The following is a 20,582-nucleotide window of genomic DNA, read 5'->3' as shown; positions in this document are numbered from 1 at the left end:
CTCGAAGGAGATTCACATTCATTAGTTTGATTGCAGTAACATCCGGCAAACACGTCTCGATTCGACGTGGATTCAAAAATCGGTTCGAGTTCAGTAGACGACTCCGCGGTTTACTCGGGGTAAAAATCGGACGGTGGCCGATTTTCCATCTCCTCGATTACGGCTTACCGTCCCGTGACGACGAAACCGGATTTTGCCCCGAATCAGCACGTCTTCTCGGCGAATTTCACGCTGTCTTTCCGTATCGTTATCGTGAGATGATGGCAGTCCGTCGCGTGCCAGATTCGACTTCCCGGGGTTGACGAAAACGACGGTCGTCAACGACTACAGTCTATCCGCTACGCGCCGCTATTCGACGTGAGTCTAAAAAATCGGTTCGAGTTCAATAGACGATTCCTCGGGGGTGAGCGGAGTGAAAGATAGCCTGAACCTATCTTCCGTCTCACGGGCTTCGCCCGTTCGACATTCGAGGTTTCTTCGAAACCTCGCTTACATCGCGCCGCCCATACCACCCATGCCGCCCATGCCACCCATGCCGCCGGGTGCGCCGCCTTCGTCGCCACCCTTGTCGGTGGAGAGGTCGCCGGCGGAGATGATGTCGTCTATTTTGAGGACGAGGTTCGCGGCCTCGGTCGCACTGGAGAGTGCCTGCTCCTTGGCGTGAGCCGGCTCGACGATGCCCGCCTCGAACGTGTCTTCCACGTCGCCGCTGAAGACGTTCAGGCCGGCGCGTTTCTCGCCGTCCTCGTGTTCCGCGCGGAGGTCGACGAGCGTGTCGATGGAGTCCAGTCCAGCGTTCTCGGCGAGAACGCGCGGGACGAGTTCGAGCGAGTCGGCGAACGCTTCGACGGCCAACTGTTCGCGGCCCTCGACGCTGTCGGAGTAGTCGCGGAGTCGGGAGGCGAGTTCGACTTCGATGGCACCGCCACCGGAGACGACTCGTCCGTCACTGACGGTCTGTGCGACGACGTCCAGTGCGTCCGTGATACCTCGTTCGAGTTCGTCCACGACGTGGTCGGTGGAACCGCGGAGGAGGAGCGTGACACCGTGGGAGTTCTCGCCGCCCGTGACGTAGAACAGCTCGTCGCTGTCGTCGCGGGTGACGCTACCTTCTGCAACGTCGTCCGCGGACGCGCTGTCGAGGTCCGAGACGATGTTCGTGTTGAGAACCTCTCGGAGGAACTTGATGTCGCTCTTCTTTGCGCGTCGGACGGCCAGAATGCCCTCCTTCGCGAGGTAGTGCTGTGCGAGGTCGTCGATGCCCTTCTGGCAGAAGACGACGTTCGCGCCCGTGTCATGATCTGATCGACCTTCTCCTTCAGCTGGGCTTCCTCGCGGTCGAGGAAGTTCTTGAGCTGATCGGGGTCGTTGATGGAGATCTCGGTGTCGACGTCGGTTTCCTCGACCTCGACGGCTTCGTTGAGGAGGAGAACTTTCGCGTCCTCGACGGAGCTCGGCATGTTGTCGTGGACGGGGTCCTTGTCGATGACCGCGCCGTCGAGCAGTTCGGATTCACCAGCCGAGCGGCCGGTCTGAGTCTCGATGTTGACGTATTCGAGGTCGACCGTCTCTTCGACGGTGACGGACTGAACCGCGTCGACGATGATCTGGCTCAGGACTTCCTTGTTGAGTTCGGCACCTTTGCCGGTCATGCTGGTTTCCGCGACTTTGCGAAGGAGGTCTTCGTCGTCAGTGTCGACCTCGTCCGCGATGTTGTCGATCTCCTCGCGTGCTTTCTCGCTTGCGAGGTGGAAGCCTTTGATGACTGCCGTCGGGTGGATGTCCTGTTCGAGGAGGTCCTGTGCGTTCTTGAGGAGTTCACCCGTCACCGCGACGGCCGTCGTCGTCCCGTCACCCGCTTCGTCCTCTTGGGTTTCGGCGACTTCGATGATCATCTCGGCCGTCGGGTTGTCGATGTCCATCTCCTTGAGGATGGTGACACCGTCGTTCGTGATGGTCACGTCGCCCATCGAATCGACGAGCATCTTGTCCATCCCTTTCGGACCGAGTGTGGAGCGAACGGCGTCCGCCACCGCTCGCGCCGCAGTGATGTTGTGTTCCTGCGCGTCCTTGTCCTTGACTCGCTGGGAGTCCTCGGACATTACGATCATCGGCTGACCTTGCATGCGCTGACTCATAGTACAATGGCGACTATGATTGTGCTTCTATATAAATCTTTATCCACTGCCTCGTTCGCGGACATCCAGCGATCGAATTCTGAAACAGAAAATCGCCGTAAGGCGGTCGGTACGACGAAAATCACGATACTAGTTAACACGAGTCTCTCGATGAAAATCCGATTCTCAAACTCCTATTTATATACTCCGATGCACAGTTCATACCCCCCTCCCCTTTCTCGTCTCGACGCCCGTCGTTTCTCGGAACGTCTTCCCGACGGTGTCCACTCGATCAGTTTTCTCGTGGCACTTCCCTGTGACCGAGACGATGGTTTCGATGGTAGTACATGTGGACCCCGCCGGAAATCGTCACCAGTACGGCGAGCCCGAGTGCCCACCACAGTACCGGCACGAGACCGAACGGTCCGGCACCGAGCTGTGCCCCTGTCAACAGTGCGAGGCTGACACAGCCCAAAACGAAGTAGTACTCCGACCACGGGAGGTCGTTGTCGGGAACGATTTCGAGATACGTGTTCAAGAGCTCGGCCCGCTCGGTCAACGTGATGTCACCGTGTGCCGGGTCGTAATCGATAAAGCCAGTCTCGTTAAGCTTCGGCAGATGTGCCTGTTGGAGCGTGTTGTACACCCGTTTGCGTTGTTGTGAGGTTACTTCGTCGACGGTGACGTCGTTCTCCCACGCCGCGATTTGCGTCGCAAGCTCCCCGATTTCGGCCGCTTCTTCCCTACGTCGCAAGTAGTGGAGTGCGTATCGTCGCCGTTGATTGCTCAGTATCTGGAAGATGATATCTCTCGACAGTGGCGTCTCCTTCGTCTCGTCTGCTTCTTCGTTCATTGTGTCGTCTATCGACCGGGCGAATGTTCGTTTTTGAGAGGTGACCCTAACTATTTAATTTTTTGCACCGATTTAGCAGAAGTCTTCTGTTGCATATATTCTTCCATCCCGAGTATAATAGGTTCCCAGGCCTTCTCGCTCCCAATTTTTGGAGAGTAGGTTCTTTCGGTGTTCCGGCGAGTGCATCCACTGTGAAACGATTCCACGAGCGAGTTCCTTCGCCGTCCGATATCGCACTACGGTCCCATTGTCGGTTCGAACCCGCCGGTCGAAGTAGGTGTACGCGATGTTCTCCCCCGCACCCCGAATGCAGTAGTACTCTGCCCGCCGATACCGGTCATTTGGGTCGGCACCCGACGGCGACACGTGCGCGAAGTATCTTTTCTTCCCCATATCGGCACTGTGATTTCTCGCGATGTCGCGGAGCGCACCGTCGAATTCGAGCGGGGCGAGTCCGTGTTCCGCTCGCCGTTCGTTGATACCGCGATGGACGTAAAACTCCACCCAGCGGCGAAACTGCGTCCGGTTCGGGTCGGTCAGCCGTTTCGGCTGGTCGTGTGGAACGTCCACCACCTGTACTCCGCGGGCCGTATCGAGCGTCCGTTCGCCGGGGACGTGGTAGCCAGCGACGTATGCCCCGGAGAACAGTACGATGAGGAGGACCAAGCAAAGCGGGACGAGCGAGCGCGTACGCATTCGTTCGCTGTTCGACCCCCGGTGTGATGAATGTCGGGCCCTGCTGTTCCGGTAATCGACATTTTCGAACGGAGCTCTCGATGGTGTGAATGTGAGACTCCTGCTCAAATCCAGTCCGATGCGTTTTCTCGTTCGCCGTTTTGAAGTGCACGCTACGCGGTGCTCGCCAAGCAGTTCACTCGAAAACGCCGGGACTGGGATTTGAACCCAGAATCCCATAAGGGAACACGCTTTCCAGGCGTGCGCTTTGCCATTCGGCCATCCCGGCTTACCTGTTGGTTACCGGGTGCGGTGTTTAAACCCTTCTTTTCTAATCGAGTGCCCCGTGGGCGATGTAGGTGAATATCGGTGCACCGATCGCCACGACGAGCGTCGTCCCGACGATCATCGGAACCGAGTAGCGATAGCCGGTGACCAACTGGTACCCCTGTAGGAGGACGAGAAACGCGAGCGCGCCGACGACGCCCCACAGGAGACTCGCCTTGACGCGAGGATTCACAGCTATCCTTACTCGGTGCTGGCGATGGCCTCGATTTCGACGCCGACGCCCTTCGGCAGGTTCGCCACTTCGACGGCGCTGCGGGCCGGTGGATTGTCCTGGAAGTACTCCTGGTAGGATTCGTTCATCTCGTCGAAGTCCTCGATGTCGTCCATGAAGACGGTCACTTTCAGCACGTCCTGCATGTTCAGCCCTTCCTCTTCGAGGATGCCTTTGACGTTCTCCAGGCTCTGGCGCGTCTGCACCGAGATGTCCTCGTCGGCGAGGAGCTCGCCGTCGGGCGTCATCGGAATCTGACCTGCGGTGAAGAGAATGTCACCGTTCGTCGTTGCCTGACTGTACGCGCCAACCGCCTCGGGAGCGTCCTGCGTGCTGATGATTCGTTTCATGCACGTCACTTCGGGCCGTGGAACTTAAACCTACGTCAATAGGGGGCGAAAAATCAACCACCGATCCGCTCAGACCAGCACTTCCACGTCGAACCCGTTCTCTCGCAGGGAGTCGAGAAGGTTGTCGACGTGCTCCGGGCCGCGTGTTTCGAGGTCCAGTTCGACCTCCGTCGCGTTCATACCGATGTCGCGGGAGGTGCGGTCGTGCTGGATGGCGTAGATGTTCGCCTGTGCATCCGCGATGACGTCGAGGAGTTTTCGCAGCGAACCGGGTCGGTCCTTGAGTACCGTCTTGAGTTTGACGTAGCGCCCGGTTTCAACGAGTCCGCGCACGATGACGGTCGTGAGGAGGTTCATGTCGATGTTACCGCCGCTGAGGACGGGGACGACCACCTCGTCGTCCGCGTAGTCGAACTTGCCTCCGAGGATCGCGGCGAGACTCACCGCACCCGCACCCTCCACGAGCGTCTTGCCGCGTTCGAGCAGGTAGGAGACCGCCACCGCGATTTCCGAATCCGAGACGGTGACGACCTCGTCCACGCGGGCGTCTATCACGTCGAACGTCCGCTGGCCGACGCTTCGGGTGGCGATTCCGTCCGCGATGGTATCAACGCTGTCGAGCGTCTGGACGCTCCCCTTCTGGAGCGAGTCGGCCACGCTCGATGCGCCCTCGGCCTGCACGCCGATGACTCGGGCATCGGGGTTCCGTCCCTTGATGGCGGTTGCGATGCCGCTGATGAGGCCGCCACCACCGATGGGGACCACGACGGTTTCGACCTCGGGAAGGTCGTCCATGATCTCCAGTCCGATGGTCCCCTGCCCCGCCATCACCTTCTCGTCGTCGAAGGCGTGGACGTAGGTTCGGCCCTCCGTCTCCTCGATTTCGTGGGCGCGCTCGGCGGCTTCGTCGTAGTCCTCGCCGTAGAGGATGGCCTCCGCGCCGTAGTTCTCCGTCGCACGCACCTTCGAAATCGGAGCGTGTTTCGGCATGACGATCTTCGCATCGACGCCGCTTCGGGTGGCCGCGAGTGCGACACCCTGCGCGTGATTGCCCGCGCTGGCCGTGACGACACCCGCTTCCTTTTCGGCTTCCGAGAGGGTCATGATGCGGTTGGTCGCGCCGCGAATCTTGAACGACCCCGTCCGCTGGAACGTCTCCAGTTTCAGGTGGACTTCCGCACCCGTCATCCGAGTAAAAGTGTGAGAGTAATCGAGCGGTGTATGTCGGGCCGTCTCGGCCACCCGCTCCCGCGCCGCCAACACGTCTTCAAGCTCTAGCATAGTTGTCGGTAGTTTTTGCGACGCTTTATCGTTTAGGAAGTGTCCCCGCGAATTCGTTGACGTTCGTCACCGCGAGACCGATTTCAAGTGAATACCCAAAGAAACGAAGCGCAACGAGACGGTCGTTGCGTGACCGTGTCCGGGAGCGCCCTCGCAATTCATGTTCATTTCTCATCAAATGTCTGCTGACAGCCCGGTACAGAAACGCCTTTTTGCTTTCCACTCTGCCTACGAAACGATGCAGGTCTCCGAGGCGGTTCCACAGTTCGCGGAGGCGTTCGCCTTCGAGGAGTTCAACCGAATGCAACGCGAGATGCTTCCCGCGCTGCTCGAAAGCGACGAGAACGTCGTTGCCAGCGCGCCTACGGCGAGCGGCAAGACGGCGCTCGCAGAACTCGCCATCTGCAAGGCGCTGCGCGACGACGGCACCGCGCTGTTCATCGCCCCGCTTCGGGCGCTGACCAACGAGAAGGAAAGCGACTGGGAACGCTTCGAGGACCTCGGCTACTCGGTGTACGTCGTCACGGGAGAACGAGAGTTGAACCCGCGGCGCGCCGAACGCGCCGACATCCTCGTGATGACGCCCGAGAAGACCGACTCGGCGACCCGGAAACACGACTCGTCCCGCTACTCCTTTATCACCGACGTGGACTGCTGTGTCATCGACGAGGTGCACCTGCTCGATTCGGAGAAGCGCGGGGCCGTCCTCGAAGTCACCATCTCACGCCTCCGCAGGCTCTGTGACCCTCGTATCGTCGCGCTTTCCGCGACGATGCCGAACGTGAGCGACGTGGCCGATTGGCTCGACGCGCCGCCGGAGACCACTTTCGAGTTCGGGGACGACTACCGCCCCGTCGATTTGCACGCGGACGTGAAGACCTACTCCCACGGGGACAACTCCTTCGCGGACAAGTATCGCAGGCTGTATCGTGCGCTGGACCTCGCGGAGCCACACATCCGCGAGGACGGACAGGCGCTCGTCTTCGTCGCCTCGCGGCAGGACACCGTGCAGGCCGCGAAGAAGGCCCGCGACGAAATCGCCGAGCGGGACATCCCCATCGGTGCGCGCGGCGACTACGATTTCCATACCGAAACGCAGGAACTGCGAAACGATACCCTCAGAAACTCCGTGCTCGACGGCGTGGCGTTTCACCACGCGGGACTGTCGAAGAACGACCGCGACCGGGTCGAGGAGTGGTTCAAACAGGGAAAGATTCAGCTCCTCTTTTCCACCTCCACGCTCGCGTGGGGTGTGAATCTCCCCGCCCGATGTGTCGTCCTGCGCGACACCAAACTCCACGACCCGCTCGAAGGCGAGGTGGACATGAGTCCGCTCGACGTGCTCCAGATGCTCGGACGGGCGGGCCGTCCCGGCTACGACGACGTGGGCTACGGGTGGGTCGTCTGTGACTTCAAGGACGCGGACAAGTACCGAAAACTCCTGCGCGAAGGCAAGGAGATCGAATCCCGTCTCGCGGAGGATTTGGACTCCCATCTCAACGCCGAAATCGCGATGGGCACCATCTCGGATCTGGACGATGTGATGTCGTGGCTTCAAACCACGTTCTACTACGTCCGCGCCCAGACGAAACCCGACGAGTACGATTTCGAAAATCACCGTGAGCGCGTCAGAAACACGCTTCAGCGCCTCGTCTCGCGCGGATTCGTGGAGCAGGGCGACGACCTCTCCATCGAGGGCACGGCGCTCGCCATGCTCGCCTCGAAATTTTACCTCAACCTCGACACGGCCGAACGGTTCCGCCGCCTCGCGGAGGCCGACGACATCGACGTGCCGAAGGTGCTCGAAACGGTCGCTGGCGCGGCCGAGTTCGACAGCGTGAGTGCCCGTCAAGCCGAGCGTGACGCCATCAATTCCGTCCTCGTCGGACAGGATTCCGGCGACCTCGAAGCGGGCGGGCGGAAGGTGCTCGCCATCCTCCGTTCCAGCATGACGGGTTCGACGCCGGGCGACTTGCGGAGCGACGCGTGGGTCATCCAGCAGAACGCGGTTCGACTGCTCGCGGCGCTCCGTGCGTTCCTGAAACGGCTCGACAGGCCGGTCGCCGCGAACCTCGTCACCCGAATCGAGGCCCGCGTCGAAAACGGCGTCGGGGAAAGCGCTGTCGGACTCACCGCGATCGATGGGGTGGGTGCCGGGCGGTCCAGCAAATTGGCGACGGAAGGTCTGGAAACGCCCGCCGACGTGCGCGCCGTTGGCGTCGATGGGTTGGTCGATGCGGGTCTCACCGAGGGCGTCGCCGAACAGGTCGAAGCCAGCGCCCGCAAGCTTCCCGACTTGGAGATCGAATGGGGGTCGTTCCCGAGCCGAATCGCTCGCGGCGAGAACGACATGCGCGAGGTCACCATCAAGAACCGTGGTAACCGCGAGCAAGCAGCTATCGACGTGACTGTCAACGGCGTCGAAATGACGGAAAAATCGACGTATCTCGACGGCGAGACGACGATTCCCGTCGGCGTCTTCGGGGGCACGGCCGACGAGATGGAGTTCACCGTTCGCGTCGCGTTCCCCGACCTCCCTCTCCTGCCGGTTACCGACGTTCGGTCCGTGCAGGTCGAGTGAGCAGTTCTTCGTGCAATTCGGCGGGTGAGGAGACGACCACGTTCGCCATCGTGAGGTCGAGTTCTTTCGCACCGTTCGGATAGCCGACACAGTACGTCCCGGCCCGAACGGCCGATTCGACGCCGTGTTCTGAATCCTCGACCGCGGCACACTCGTTGGCTCGATAGTCGAGCAACCCGGCCGCGTACTCGTAGATTGCCGGTTCGGGCTTGCCGGGAGCGTCGATGTCGTCGGCGCTGACGACTTCCTCGAATTCGAGGTCGAAGCGGTCGGTGACTATTTCTATCCAGTCGTGAGGTGACGAGGACACGAGCGCCACGTCGGTCCCGTCCGCTCGTAGGTCGTCCAACAGGTCGTGAAAGCCGTCCATCAGCGAGACGTGCTCGCCGTAGAGGTCCTCGGCGATTCCGTCGTAGAGGGAGATGAACTCCGATTTCGTCACGTCGGTCCCGTACTCCTCGTCCAGATAGTCGTAGATCTCGCGGAAGTTCATCCCGGTGATCTCGTTGTCGCCGATATCCTCCACGCCCACTTCGGGGAAGATGATCTCCTCTTCGAGTTCCGCCCAGAAATCCTCCGAGTTCACGATGACGCCGTCCATGTCGAACAGCACTGCCTGTCGCTCTGCTCCTTCCATTTCTTCTATCTCTTCCATTTTCTCTTCGTTCATCCTTTTCACTCAAAACCCTTGGCCCGAACGTTCAAATACGAACACGGAACCAACCCGGGCCATGACAGACACGATTCGCGTGTTCGCCGGTGACTGTACGATTACGACGGACGGCGACACCCACGGACAGCGGCGCGGCGAGGTCGTCGCCATCCTCAAACCCGACGATACCCTCCTCGTCCACGACGTGGATGGCTATCAACCGGTCGAATGGCTCACCCGTGCGGAAACCGCCCACGCCTCGCTCGACGGCGATTCGTTCACGCTCGTCGCCGCGACCGACGACCATCGCGTTCGCGTCGATTGTCACGCCTGCCACGGGATTTCCCGCTATCCGGGCTCAGTCGCCGGGATTTCCGTCGGAACCTGCCCACACTGCGACGGCACGCTCACGCGAGCCAAGGGAGCGGTTTCGTGTCTCGGTTGTCACGAGGAGTATCCGATTCCGCGTCGGGCCAGTATCGGAACGGAAACGTGTGACTGCGGCCTACCGTCCATGCACGTCGAACGCGGAGCCGAATTCGAACTCTGTATCGACCGCGACTGCGGCACCGTTTTCGAGGCCGTGCGGCGACGATTCGACCGGGAATGGGACTGTCCCGACTGCGGAGCCGACATGCGAATTCTGAACAAGGGCAGTATCATCGCGGGATGCGACCGCTATCCCGACTGCGAGGTCGGCTTCGGAATTCCGAACGGGATGATCGTGGGTTCGTGTGACTGTGGCCTTCCCGTGTTCCGAACCTCGACAGGTCGTCGGTGTTTGAACACCGATTGCGAGATGTTCGAAGACGGCCGTTTGGAGGGCTGATTTCCCATCGATGACTGCTCTCTCGGCCGTCCGAGTGGTGTATTAACGGGGTGGCAGAACACCGTTCTCCGGACGGTCGGGTGAGTTCGTCCCTGAGTCGTAGTGCATTTGAAGGCCCACATCACAGAAGACGTATGGATGGAAGCCTACGCGACGACGAAGTCCGTGTCGGCGGCGACGCCCGCCAGCGGTACTACGATTCGCGGGGATACGGTCGCCCACTCAGTGGCAACGAGGTAGCGTTTTCACGCGTCGAAGCCGCCCACCTCCTGCTTCGCGGCGACCTCGACTCGGTCGATGGTAACGGATTTCAGAAATTTTTACAGGAATCGACTGGCAACGGATTTGCGGCCCGATTCCTCGTCTACGCAAACCTTCGAGAGCGCGGGTTCTACCTCTCGCCGGATCGAGAGGGATGGGTGTCGAACCCCCACCCGTCGTCGGATTTCGTCGTCTATCCGCGCGGGAGCGGCCCGTGGGACGACGAGGTGTCACACCGGATTCGGGTCGCGAGCGAGCGCGATCCGATTCCCGTCGCGGAGCTAGGCGACGTGGTCCTCGCGATCGTGGACGAGGAGAGCGAAATCACCTACTTCGAGACCGATCGCATCGAGATCGAGGGGACGACGGATCACGACGTACCGACCGACCTTTCCGGGTCGATCGTCGGCGACCGCGTGCTGGTGTGGGACGCTCCCGACGAACTCCACGGCAAGGCGTTTTACGGCCAGCAGATGGGTGGACGCGACGCGACGGGGATTCTACAGTTGTCGCTCGTGGAGGCCGCCCATCTGGTCGCGGAGGGTAATCTCGAAATCGGGGGAACGTACGACGACATAGTCGAGCGAGGTGAGGAGGTCGAAGGCGAGCGGTTCGACCGCCGCTTGCTGGTGTATCGAACCCTTCGGGAACATGGCGTGGTCCCGAAGACGGGATTCAAGTTCGGCGCGGATTTCCGGACCTACGCCGACGTGAAGTCGGTGGACGACCTCGGGCACTCGGAGTATCTGATTCGGGTGTTGAAGGACGACTACGAGTTCGTCCCGCGTGACCTCGCGCTCGACGTTCGACTGGCACACGGGGTACGAAAGCAAATGATTTTTGCGCTCATCACGGAGAACGAACGAATAGACACTTGGCTGTCGGTGACACGACTTACACCATGACACGAGACGATTCATCCGAAACGGGCGGACTCCTGCCCGACGGTGGTACCGCAACGGGGGAGGACGACGTCGTCCTCGACCCGTGGGGGTCGGCGACGGTGTCCGACTACCGCAAACTGTTTGAGGAGTTCGGTATCGAGGAGTTCGACGACGTCCTCCCGGCGGTTCCGGACCCACACTACCTGATGCGCCGGAGCGTCATCTTCGGCGACCGTGGCTACCGCCGCGTGGCCGAGGCGATGCAGAACGACGAACCGTTCGCCGCGCTGTCGGGGTTCATGCCGACCGGTGACCCGCACATCGGACACAAACTGGTGTTCGACGAACTCATCTGGCATCAACAGCAGGGCGGGGACACCTACGGGCTCATCGCGGACCTCGAAGCCCACAGCGCCCGTGGCCTCTCGTGGGAGGAAATCGACGAGCATTCGCGGGATTACCTGCTCTCGCTCATCGCCCTCGGGTTCGACGCCGAGACGGGGACGCTCTACCGCCAGTCCGAGAACCGCGAACTACAGGATTTGGCGTTCGAACTCGGGTCGAAGGCCAACTTCTCGGAGTTCCAGTCCATCTACGGCTTCGACGGCGAAACCAACGTCTCGCACGTCCAGAGCGTCGTCACGCAGATGGCGGACATCCTCTACCCGCAACTCGACGAACCGAAACCGACCGTCATTCCGGTCGGTCCCGACCAGGACCCGCACGTCAGGTTGGCCCGCGACCTGGCGGTTCGGATGCGCTACTTCGGCGTGACGAAAGCTTACGCGAGTTTCGAGGCGGACGAGACGGAACTGTCTCACATCGCGGCGGCGTACGAAGCACGCGAGGAGTACGCCGAGGACCCCGAGATGCCCCGCTGTGAGGACGCGGCCGCGTGGCTCGCCGAGAACGGCGACCCGGACGTTCCGGCCGTCGAGACGACCATCTCGAAGCTCGAAAACGCCGGCATGGAGCCGCTTCGCCCCCGTGTTCGGTTCCTCGACCGCAACGCGACAGAAGCGGCATATGGGGCACTCATCGACGCCATCGAGGGCGAAAAACGGGTGTTCGACGAGCACATCGACGTGTTCGACTACTCGCGGGAGGAGGCCAAAACCCTCGCCCGTGAAATCGAAATCGAGAACGATGGCTACGGCTTCATCATGCCATCGTCGATCTACCACCGATTCATGACCGGTCTGACGGGCGGCAAGATGTCCTCGTCGGTTCCGGCCAGCCACATCAGCCTGCTCGACGACCCCGAGGACGGCTACGACAAGGTGAGATCCGCGACGACGGGCGGCCGCGAAACCGCCGAAAAACAGCGCGAGTTGGGCGGAAAGGCCGACGAATGTCCGGTGTACGAACTGTACGCCTACCTCCTCGCGGGTGACGACGACGAGTTCACGAAGGAGGTCTACGACGAATGTGTCTCCGGCGAGCGCCTCTGTGGCGACTGCAAGGAGCAGGCCGCTCAACTCATGAAGGAGTTCCTGGAAGACCACCAGGAAAAGCGTGAAGAGGCGGAAGAACTGTTGGACGGCTTGGATATCGAGTTGGAATCCTCGCGTCGATAACCGATTCCCGATTTCGACGCTTCAGAAGTGTTTTGCGGGTCCGGTCTCTATCTCAAACGTGATGTCACGGCTCCGTTCGTTCGAAGGATTCGGTGTATCCGGTGTCGTCGTCGGTGTGTTTTTGATCTGGCTCGGGTTTCGAGACCAGATGTGCACTCCCAATAGTAGCGTCGGTAACCCCTGTGGTCCGAGTTTCATCCTCCTCATTCCCGGAGTCATCCTCATTCTCATCGGTCTCGGTCTCTTCTTCCTGGGATACCAACATCAGCAGTCCTCTGCACCGGACGCCGACGGCTAATCGGACCGACCTCCACGCGCTTGCTTCCCGTTCGACGCATCGCGTTCGTATGAATTTCGATGATCGATACCATCATCCGTCAGAGTCGGTATCTCCGTCGTCGCTGTCCGAATCAGTGTCGCCGTCATCGCTGTCCGAATCAGTGTCGCCGTCATCGCTGTCCGAATCAGTGTCGCCGTCATCGCTATCGGAATCGGTATCGCCGTCGTATCCGTCCGAATCCGCGTCCCCGTCATGCCTAATCGTACCCGTGCTTCCCCCGTCGCTTTTCGAAGTCCCGCTCGAATTCGCTCCGGCAATCGTTTGGCCAGCACCGGTCTCGGGAGAGGATGGCGATTTTTCGACGTTGAATCCGATGCTGTAGAGGATAACCGGCGGGAAAACGTACGAGGCAATCGCCAGCAGCACGAACAGTTTGTTGACGAAGATAAGCAACCCGAATGCGGTGAGCGCCGCGGTCGCGGCCGCATGTATCGCCGTGTGGGTGTACTCTCGATAGTACTCCCAGAGGCCGCGGAGCCATCGTACCGTCCCTCCTCGGGTTGCGATAGCGGACATAGCTAATATTCGTTTTCTACAGGTAAGAACCCAGCTACGAACTACGAATGATGACCGGATACTCTCCTCACTTCTCGACGACGACACACGGAGTCGCCGAATCAACGAACTCCTCGTCTTCGGCGTCTATCAGTTCCCAGTAGCTCCGCGTTTTCGCGCCAGTTATGTTCCGAACGACATCCTCGCTAATGATATTCGCGCCGCTCAAGACGAGTTCGAACGATTCCCGTTTGCGTCCCTCGAACTCCCTATCGAACGTTCTCCTGCTCTGTTCGTTCGGATAGTTCAAAATGAGATGACCTCCCGCTCGAACGTGTGAGTACAGGTTCTCGATTGCTCGGCGCGGTTCGTCCACGAAATAGAGCGTGGCGACGCAGTACACCACGTCGAATTTCCGATTCCTATCGAGATTCGGGAGCGAATCGACCGCGAAATGGAGGTTGTTCAACCCTTCTTCCGTCGCTTTCTCGGCGTTGTCCCGGACGACCGTTTCCGAGATGTCGAACCCGTACACGTCGATGTCGGGGTGGCGCTCGGCGAGGAGGAACGGGACGACCGCCGGTCCACAGCCAACCGACGCGAAGTTCTCGGGCGTGCCCTCCCGTTCGAAAGATCGCTCCACGAGGTCTGCCATCCGCTCGCCGCCGATGTAGGCACAGCGGTCGTAGTTCGCCCTGTCGTAGAACCGCTCCCAGTCCATCATCGTCCCCAAATCACGCCATGTGGGGTAAACCCCTCCGGAACCCTTTTGTCGATTTGACGCCACCATTCAGCCATGCCATCCGAATCCCACCATGGCAGTAGTGCAGTCGAACCACGGCCACCGCTGGGATTCGGCTTTTTTATCGCGGTCTGAGCGGTCGGTGGACTCCTCCCGCGGCGGGAGGACGAAACCGGGTGCAGGAGCCCGAGTGGTCCGTCTGTCTTCAGAAGGGCTAAACCGGCGGAACGGGAGATACGACCAACGACTACCAGTGGACATGAAACTACCAGAATCACAGGTCGCGGTGTTGGAAGCCGCGAGCGCGAACGACGAACAGACGATAGCGGAACTCGCCGAGGAGACCGGTCTGAAACCGGAGACGGTGACGGGCGCGGTCTTCGAACTCGAAGACGAGGGACTGCTGTCGATCGACGAACGAACCGAGGAATCCGTCTCGCTGACCGAGGAAGGCGAGGAGTACGCCGAGGACGGACTGCCGGAAATTGCCCTCTACGAGGCAGCCATCGACGCCGGGGCTGACGACGACGCCGTTCAGATGGGCCAACCCATCGGGGGATCCGGACTCGGCGGTCCGCAAGTGAACATCGCCCTCTCGAACTACGCTCGAAAGGGCTACGGGAGCATCGACAGCGGCGAAATCACGGTCGACCCCGACGCGAACCCGGACGAGGACGACGAAGCGAGCGCGCTCGCCGCGCTCGCGGATGGGGAATCCGTGGACGACGCGGACACGCTGGACCAGTTGGAAAGCCGCGGCCTCGTCGAGCGCTCCGAATCGACGGTTCGCTCCGTGACGCTGACCGAGGCGGGCGTCACCGCGATGATGGAAGGTATCGAAGCGGCCGAGACGGTCGGCCAGCTAACACCGGAAATGCTCACGACCGGCGACTGGCGCGACGTGGAGTTCGCCGAGTACAACGTCGCGGCCGACGCCGAGCGAGTCGACGGCGGCAAGGTTCACATCCTGCGCCAGACCGCGAACCGCGTCAAGGACGTGCTCGTCGGCATGGGCTTCGAGGAGATGGACGGCCCGCACGCGGACGCGGACTTCTGGATCAACGACTGTCTGTTCATGCCCCAGGACCACCCGGCGCGCACCCACTGGGACCGGTTCGCGCTGTCGAACCCCACCGAAATCGGGGACTTGCCGGAGGACCTCGTGGAGCGCGTCCACAGCGCGCACCTCGAAGGTGTCGGCGAAAACGGCGAGGGATATCACTCGCCGTGGGACGAGGACTTCGCACGAGCAATCGCGCTTCGCGGGCACACCACCTCGTTGTCGATGCGATACCTCTCGGGCTATGCGCAGGGCGAGTTGGAACCGCCACAGCGCTTCTTCAGCGTCGAAAAGGTGTACCGCAACGACACGCTCGACCCGACTCACCTGCTGGAGTTCTTCCAGATCGAGGGCTGGGTGATGGCCGAGGACCTCTCGGTTCGTGACCTGATGGGTACGTTCGAGGAGTTCTACGCCCAGTTCGGTATCACGGACATCCAGTTCAAACCGCACTACAACCCGTACACTGAGCCGAGTTTCGAACTGTTCGGCAACCACCCGGAGACGGGTGAACTCATCGAAATCGGGAACAGCGGGATGTTCCGTCCCGAGGTGCTCGAACCCCTCGGCGTCGAGTGCGACGTGATGGCGTGGGGTCTCGCCCTGGAACGCCTGCTGATGTTGATGTACGGCTTCGAGGACATCCGCGACGTTCACGGGACGCTGTGTGACCTCGAACTGCTCCGCGACGTGGAGGTGATTCACTGATGCCAACTGTCGATGTCAACCCCGACGAACTGCGACAACTGACCGGTCACGACGAAAAGAGCGACGACGAACTCAAGGAGGACATGTTCGGCCTCGGCCTGGAGTACGAGGGCGACACGGAGGACGGCGACATGCAGTTGGAGTTCGCCCCTGACCGCCTCGACCGTCTTTCCATCGAGGGTGTCGCGCGCTCGCTTCGCTACCAGTACGGCGACGACAGCGGCGTCTACGTCCCGAAGCTGAACGACGCGGACTGGACCATCGAGGTGGACGAGAGCGTCCCCGAGGAACGCCCCTATGTCACCGGTGCGATCGTCCGTGGCGTGAACCTCAGCGAGGACGCACTCGACTCGCTCATCCAACTGCAGGAGAAACTCCACGCGACGATGGGTCGCAAACGTGCGAAAGGTGCCATCGGGATTCACGATTTGACGATGCTCAAGGGGAGTTCGGCCACCGAGGAAGGCGGCAACTCCATTCGCTACGTCGGCGTCGACCCCGACGGCGACCGGTTCGTGCCGCTCGACGCGGACGCCGAGATGACACCCGACGAAGTCCTGCGTGCCCACCCGACCGGCGAGAAGTACGCCGATCTGGTCTCGGAGTACGACCGCTACCCGGCCATCTACGACGATATCGGTCTGTTCTCGTTCCCGCCGGTGATCAACGGCCGCCGGACCGAGGTCGAAGCCGACTCGCGCAACCTGTTCGTCGAACTCACCGGAACCGACCAGTGGACCATCGACAAGATGTGTGCCATCATCTGCTACGCGCTTGACGCCCGCGGCGGCACCATCGAGGAAGTCGAAGTCGAATACGACGACCGAACGCTGGTCCGGCCGAACTTCGACGTGACGACCAAGGAGGTCACCCACGACCGTATCGAGACCCTGCTCGGTATCGAGTTCACCCCGGACGAAGTGCTGGACCTGTTGGCCCACTCCGGCCTCTCCGGCGAAGCCGAGGAGACCGACGACGGGGGCGTCGTCTACGAGGTGGAAATTCCGCCCTATCGCGTGGACGTGCTCCACCCCGTAGACATCGTGGACGACATCGGCCGCGCATACGGCTTCAACGACCTCTCGCCCCGCTACCCTGACGTGGGGACGGTCGGCGGCCGACACGAGCGCTCGCAACTCGAAGACGCAGCGCGCGAGGTTCTCGTCGGTCTCGGCTTCGAGGACCTGCTCAACTTCCACATGATAAGCGAGGAGGAGAACTTCGAGCGCATGCGCGTGGAACCCAGCACCGACGTCGTCGGCGGGGGCACTCCTGCGACCATCAAAAACCCCTACAGCGAGGACTACACCATGCTCCGAACGTGGGCGCTCCCCTCGCTCATGATGGTGCTGGAGAACAACACTCACCGCACGTACCCGCAGGACCTCACGGAAATCGGTCTGGCGGCGGCAGTTGACGACTCGGAGAACACGGGCGTCGCCGAACACCGAACCGTGGCTGGCGTCCTCGCGCGCTACGACGCCTCCTACGAGGACGCCAAGGCGCGTCTGCAAGCCATCGCTCGCAACTTCGACGTGACCCTCGAAACGCCCCCGACGGAGCACCCGTCGTTCATCTCCGGCCGTGCGGCCGCCGTCGTCATCGACGGGGAGACGGTCGGAATCGTCGGCGAAATCCATCCGGAAGTGCTCGTTGAGCACGACCTGGAGGTTCCGGTCACCGGATTCGAGTTCCGACTGGACGCACTAGAGTAACGACTAACTCCTTTTCGTGTGGCGGTTTTTCTATGAACTACGAATTTCGTCCTATCACTGTGGACGATGTGCGCGCCATCGTCTCGTGGCACTACGACCCGCCGTACGATTTCTACGACATGGAGAGTGACCCAGAGGATTTGGCGCTGTTCACTAATCCGACTAACTGGGACGACAAGTACGCGGTGTTCGCTGCAGATGACGAACGCGCCGGTTTCTTCTCGTTCGAATTCTCGGATGGAACGCTCGAAATAGGGCTCGGGATGCATCCCCATCTCACCGGACGAGGCAACGGACGGTCGTTCGTCGAAGCCGGGTTGGTGTTCGCTCGGAAGGAGTACGACCCCGAGGAGTTCTCCCTCGCCGTCGCGACGTTCAACGACCGCGCGATTTCTGTCTATGAGAAGGTTGGATTCGAGCGCGTCGAGGTGTTCGTACAGGAAACCAACGGTGGGGAGTACGAATTTCTCGAAATGCGGCGTGATGCCTGACGAGTGATTCTACGAAAGGTCCGCTCCGATGGCGTCCTCGATACTGTCGTAGCCGTCCCGATCGAGGAGTTCAAGCAGTCCTTCGTTGATATCACGCGCTATTGACGGCCCTTGATAGATGAGACCGGTGTACAACTGGACGACGTGTGCACCTGCACGAATCTTCTCGTACGCGTCCTCGGCGGTGAAGATTCCCCCCACACCGATGATTGGAACGTCCACCCGTTCGGCGGCGAATCGAATCATCTCCGTTGCACGCGTTTGGATCGGCATTCCCGATAGCCCGCCATCTTCGTCTCGGTACTCGCTCCGGAGCGTTTCGGGGCGGTCGGTCGTCGTGTTCGTGGCGATGACGCCGTCCAACCCGAGTTCCGCCACGAGATCGAGTGCGTCCGCGATCGCTGGCTCCGGCAGGTCCGGCGAGAGCTTCACGAGTAACGGACTTGCGCCTGCATCCTGTAGCGTCGTCAAGATCCGTTCGAGATTCTCGCGGTTCTGTAGTTCACGTAGACCGGGCGTGTTCGGACTGGAGACGTTCACGACGAAGTAGTCGGCGTGCGAGGAAACGCGCTCGTAGCTGTACAGATAGTCCTCCTCTGCCGTCTCCAATGGGGTCGTCTTCGACTTCCCGATGTTCGCTCCCACGGGAACGTCCGGGAGCGACTGCATTGCCATGCGTGCACCGATTCTGTCGGCTCCGTGGTTGTTGAACCCCATCCGGTTGATGATACCTTCGTCCTCGCGGAGTCGGAACATTCTCGGTTTCGGGTTGCCCGGTTGGGCCTCCGCAGTTACACCCCCGATTTCCACGTGTCCGAACCCGAGGCTCGCCAATGCGGAGGGAATCTCCGCGTTCTTATCGAACCCGGCAGCGACACCGACCGGGTTGGGAAATCTCTGGCCGAGCGCGTCGACCGTCAGGCGGGGGTCGGTGACTCGGTAGTTCATCCCGAGCAATCGCTCGGCCGGTGTCCCCTGCACCGTTCTCAAGAGCGTGTGAACCGTGCTGTGTGCACGCTCTGCTGGCAACTGGAATAAAAGTGGTTTAACGACCTCGTATCCGTTCATCGTTCTTCGAATGAAAATCACCTGCGGGGTGCCCGCGGCGACCTAAAATTCGTGTTCGACCTCGTCTTTATCCGCCTTCTGGATAATGATCTTGTCTTCCCGAACTCGTACAAAGACTTCGTCACCGATCTCCATGCCAGCGACGGCAAGTTCGTCTTCGTGTAGGTTGACGTGGACGTTGTGATATTCTCCGTCTTCGTCTTTCGCGCCACTCGGGCTGAGCTTCTTTTTCCGTACCATCGCGGTATCTTATGCAGTCCTTCACCGTAGGATGTACTTAAGTGTTTTCTACCGTACTGTTCCGCTCCGTCTCTCTTAGAAATGCCCTATGAGCCGAGACCACTTACCTTGCTCGGCCTGTTTTTCCAGTGTGAAACCACGATACTGCGGAACTCTCCTATTTATGTCTATCGCCGAAAACCGCTCATATCGGCGATATATTTATAGTGGACCCTGTGCTGGGTTGGCATGGAGGAGAAAACCATGGTACGTGACGATGGTAAGCGGAACTTTGCACTGCGCCAATCGGATGGAGACGAATCAAGTGTCTTTTCGGGGAACACCCCTCGACAGGCTGCGCTCAAAGCAGCACGTCGACTTGACCCAGGTAGTTCCGAAGATGCGGCGGACAGAGTCGAGCTCCGACTTCGAGAGAAGGGTACCGACAAAGTCCACATCTACGAGGGTTGGGCATGGCACGAGGAGGCCCCTGACGACAAACCAGACTGGATGCCGACCGAAATAACGGAGGCAAACGTCTCCAAACAGGGCATCGAGCACCTGGACGAGTGAATCGAACGTACTCAATAACCGAGTGTTTTATTCGACTGCTACATAGTATAGTATTCTTCGCATGCGCGTAGCGTAGCAGAAGTTTTTTTTGCTCGCTCAAAAAAATAACAGGATGCGCGAGGCACATCCGGCCGGACTGAACGCACGACGCGTAGGATGACGGTTCGATCTTCCACTCGCGCAATAGTTCTCTCGACCAGTAGCTGTAACCGTTCAACCGTTACGCTAATCCGCAAACCGAACTACCCGAGTTGCGTTCCCTTCGAGCCACATCGGTTGCCCGCTTGCTCGATAACTCGAAATCAATGGCCCTTGGTGAACTATTTCTCCCTTTTGTGGGCTTACTTTGAGATATAATGCTAGTTAATCTGTGCCTATGAGAGTTTCATTCGACGGGCTTAAGTCTAACCCCCGACTTTGAGTAAATGCGAAGGACGCCTCGTGGTCACCCCGCGAGGTGTCAGCCCGAAACCCATCACATCTCACGATGTGCCCGCTGGGTTTCGGGCGAAAGAAAGCCAATCCAATGCCCTTAAGTGTATGGGGGCACTC

19 protein-coding genes, 1 tRNA gene and 1 pseudogene are annotated in these 20,582 nt (G+C 60.4%); 9 read left to right on the top strand and 12 right to left on the bottom strand.

What is annotated here, in order from left to right:
* Positions 1 to 489: 489 nt before the first annotated feature.
* The 7 genes and pseudogenes from thsB to ilvA all read right to left on the bottom strand — a co-directional run bounded on the left by thsB (position 490) and on the right by ilvA (position 5,835).
* A pseudogene (gene thsB, locus NKF26_RS00105) lies at positions 490 to 2,138 on the bottom strand (thermosome subunit beta).
* A gap of 271 nt (positions 2,139 to 2,409) precedes the next feature.
* On the bottom strand, positions 2,410 to 2,970 hold the full coding sequence (locus tag NKF26_RS00100; protein WP_253224730.1) for a hypothetical protein: 561 nt from the start codon (positions 2,968 to 2,970) through the stop codon (positions 2,410 to 2,412).
* 72 nt (positions 2,971 to 3,042) lie between these two features.
* The gene (locus NKF26_RS00095; protein WP_253233884.1) at positions 3,043 to 3,666 is read right to left on the bottom strand and encodes a CAP domain-containing protein; all 624 of its coding nucleotides are present in this window, start codon (positions 3,664 to 3,666) and stop codon (positions 3,043 to 3,045) included.
* 186 nt (positions 3,667 to 3,852) lie between these two features.
* Positions 3,853 to 3,934, bottom strand: a tRNA-Ser gene (locus NKF26_RS00090).
* Between the two features lie 42 nt (positions 3,935 to 3,976).
* On the bottom strand, positions 3,977 to 4,165 hold the full coding sequence (locus NKF26_RS00085) for a hypothetical protein (RefSeq protein ID WP_253224728.1): 189 nt from the start codon (positions 4,163 to 4,165) through the stop codon (positions 3,977 to 3,979).
* Between the two features lie 8 nt (positions 4,166 to 4,173).
* Positions 4,174 to 4,554, bottom strand: coding sequence for a Rid family detoxifying hydrolase (locus tag NKF26_RS00080; protein WP_066139611.1), 381 nt, complete (start codon positions 4,552 to 4,554; stop codon positions 4,174 to 4,176).
* A gap of 69 nt (positions 4,555 to 4,623) precedes the next feature.
* Complete coding sequence (gene ilvA, locus NKF26_RS00075; RefSeq protein ID WP_253224727.1) at positions 4,624 to 5,835, bottom strand: threonine ammonia-lyase; 1,212 nt, start codon at positions 5,833 to 5,835, stop codon at positions 4,624 to 4,626.
* A 238-nt stretch (positions 5,836 to 6,073) separates the two neighbouring features.
* Between ilvA and NKF26_RS00070 the strand changes: the two genes are divergently transcribed.
* Complete coding sequence (locus NKF26_RS00070) at positions 6,074 to 8,416, top strand: DEAD/DEAH box helicase (protein WP_253233883.1); 2,343 nt, start codon at positions 6,074 to 6,076, stop codon at positions 8,414 to 8,416.
* On the opposite strand, the gene NKF26_RS00065 is transcribed toward NKF26_RS00070, so the two are convergent.
* Positions 8,385 to 9,053, bottom strand: coding sequence for an HAD family phosphatase (locus NKF26_RS00065; RefSeq protein WP_253225571.1), 669 nt, complete (start codon positions 9,051 to 9,053; stop codon positions 8,385 to 8,387). The two genes, NKF26_RS00070 and NKF26_RS00065, sit on opposite strands and share 32 nt — an antisense overlap.
* Before the next feature lie 94 nt (positions 9,054 to 9,147).
* Between NKF26_RS00065 and NKF26_RS00060 the strand changes: the two genes are divergently transcribed.
* The 4 genes from NKF26_RS00060 to NKF26_RS00045 all read left to right on the top strand — a co-directional run bounded on the left by NKF26_RS00060 (position 9,148) and on the right by NKF26_RS00045 (position 12,917).
* Positions 9,148 to 9,897, top strand: coding sequence for an endonuclease NucS domain-containing protein (locus tag NKF26_RS00060; RefSeq protein WP_253224725.1), 750 nt, complete (start codon positions 9,148 to 9,150; stop codon positions 9,895 to 9,897).
* Between the two features lie 134 nt (positions 9,898 to 10,031).
* The gene (gene endA / locus NKF26_RS00055; RefSeq protein ID WP_253224724.1) at positions 10,032 to 11,063 is read left to right on the top strand and encodes a tRNA-intron lyase; all 1,032 of its coding nucleotides are present in this window, start codon (positions 10,032 to 10,034) and stop codon (positions 11,061 to 11,063) included.
* Complete coding sequence (locus NKF26_RS00050; protein ID WP_253224723.1) at positions 11,060 to 12,619, top strand: tryptophan--tRNA ligase; 1,560 nt, start codon at positions 11,060 to 11,062, stop codon at positions 12,617 to 12,619. Before endA ends, NKF26_RS00050 begins: the two co-directional genes overlap by 4 nt.
* Before the next feature lie 148 nt (positions 12,620 to 12,767).
* Positions 12,768 to 12,917 (top strand): hypothetical protein, encoded by a 150-nt coding sequence (locus tag NKF26_RS00045; protein ID WP_253224722.1) that lies wholly within the window; start codon positions 12,768 to 12,770, stop codon positions 12,915 to 12,917.
* A gap of 72 nt (positions 12,918 to 12,989) precedes the next feature.
* On the opposite strand, the gene NKF26_RS00040 is transcribed toward NKF26_RS00045, so the two are convergent.
* Both NKF26_RS00040 and NKF26_RS00035 read right to left on the bottom strand, forming a co-directional pair.
* Positions 12,990 to 13,475 carry a hypothetical protein gene (locus NKF26_RS00040; RefSeq protein WP_253233882.1) on the bottom strand — a complete coding sequence of 162 codons (486 nt, stop codon included), beginning with the start codon at positions 13,473 to 13,475 and terminating at the stop codon, positions 12,990 to 12,992.
* Between the two features lie 67 nt (positions 13,476 to 13,542).
* Positions 13,543 to 14,178 carry a trans-aconitate 2-methyltransferase gene (locus NKF26_RS00035; protein WP_253224720.1) on the bottom strand — a complete coding sequence of 212 codons (636 nt, stop codon included), beginning with the start codon at positions 14,176 to 14,178 and terminating at the stop codon, positions 13,543 to 13,545.
* A gap of 277 nt (positions 14,179 to 14,455) precedes the next feature.
* On the opposite strand from NKF26_RS00035, the gene NKF26_RS00030 reads away from it, so the two are divergent.
* The 3 genes from NKF26_RS00030 to NKF26_RS00020 are packed head-to-tail and all read left to right on the top strand — an operon-like array spanning position 14,456 to position 18,170.
* Complete coding sequence (locus tag NKF26_RS00030; protein ID WP_253224719.1) at positions 14,456 to 15,964, top strand: phenylalanine--tRNA ligase subunit alpha; 1,509 nt, start codon at positions 14,456 to 14,458, stop codon at positions 15,962 to 15,964.
* A complete protein-coding gene (pheT, locus tag NKF26_RS00025) occupies positions 15,964 to 17,679 on the top strand; it encodes a phenylalanine--tRNA ligase subunit beta (protein WP_253224718.1) in 1,716 nt (571 codons plus the stop codon). Before NKF26_RS00030 ends, pheT begins: the two co-directional genes overlap by 1 nt.
* A 32-nt stretch (positions 17,680 to 17,711) precedes the next feature.
* Entirely contained in the window at positions 17,712 to 18,170 is a 459-nt protein-coding gene (locus NKF26_RS00020) for a GNAT family N-acetyltransferase (protein WP_253224717.1), read from the top strand.
* A gap of 9 nt (positions 18,171 to 18,179) precedes the next feature.
* Here the strand turns inward: NKF26_RS00020 and NKF26_RS00015 are convergent, their stop codons facing one another.
* Both NKF26_RS00015 and NKF26_RS00010 read right to left on the bottom strand, forming a co-directional pair.
* The gene (locus NKF26_RS00015) at positions 18,180 to 19,238 is read right to left on the bottom strand and encodes a quinone-dependent dihydroorotate dehydrogenase (RefSeq protein WP_253224716.1); all 1,059 of its coding nucleotides are present in this window, start codon (positions 19,236 to 19,238) and stop codon (positions 18,180 to 18,182) included.
* Between the two features lie 42 nt (positions 19,239 to 19,280).
* On the bottom strand, positions 19,281 to 19,478 hold the full coding sequence (locus tag NKF26_RS00010; protein WP_007982308.1) for a hypothetical protein: 198 nt from the start codon (positions 19,476 to 19,478) through the stop codon (positions 19,281 to 19,283).
* A gap of 243 nt (positions 19,479 to 19,721) precedes the next feature.
* Between NKF26_RS00010 and NKF26_RS00005 the strand changes: the two genes are divergently transcribed.
* Positions 19,722 to 20,030, top strand: coding sequence for a non-histone chromosomal MC1 family protein (locus NKF26_RS00005; RefSeq protein WP_253224715.1), 309 nt, complete (start codon positions 19,722 to 19,724; stop codon positions 20,028 to 20,030).
* The last annotated feature ends 552 nt before the right edge of the window (positions 20,031 to 20,582 follow it).

Origin of the sequence: Haladaptatus sp. AB618 (assembly GCF_024136965.1) — an archaeon.
Taxonomy (GTDB): domain Archaea; phylum Halobacteriota; class Halobacteria; order Halobacteriales; family Haladaptataceae; genus Haladaptatus.
This window is presented reverse-complemented; position numbering and strand designations above follow the sequence as displayed.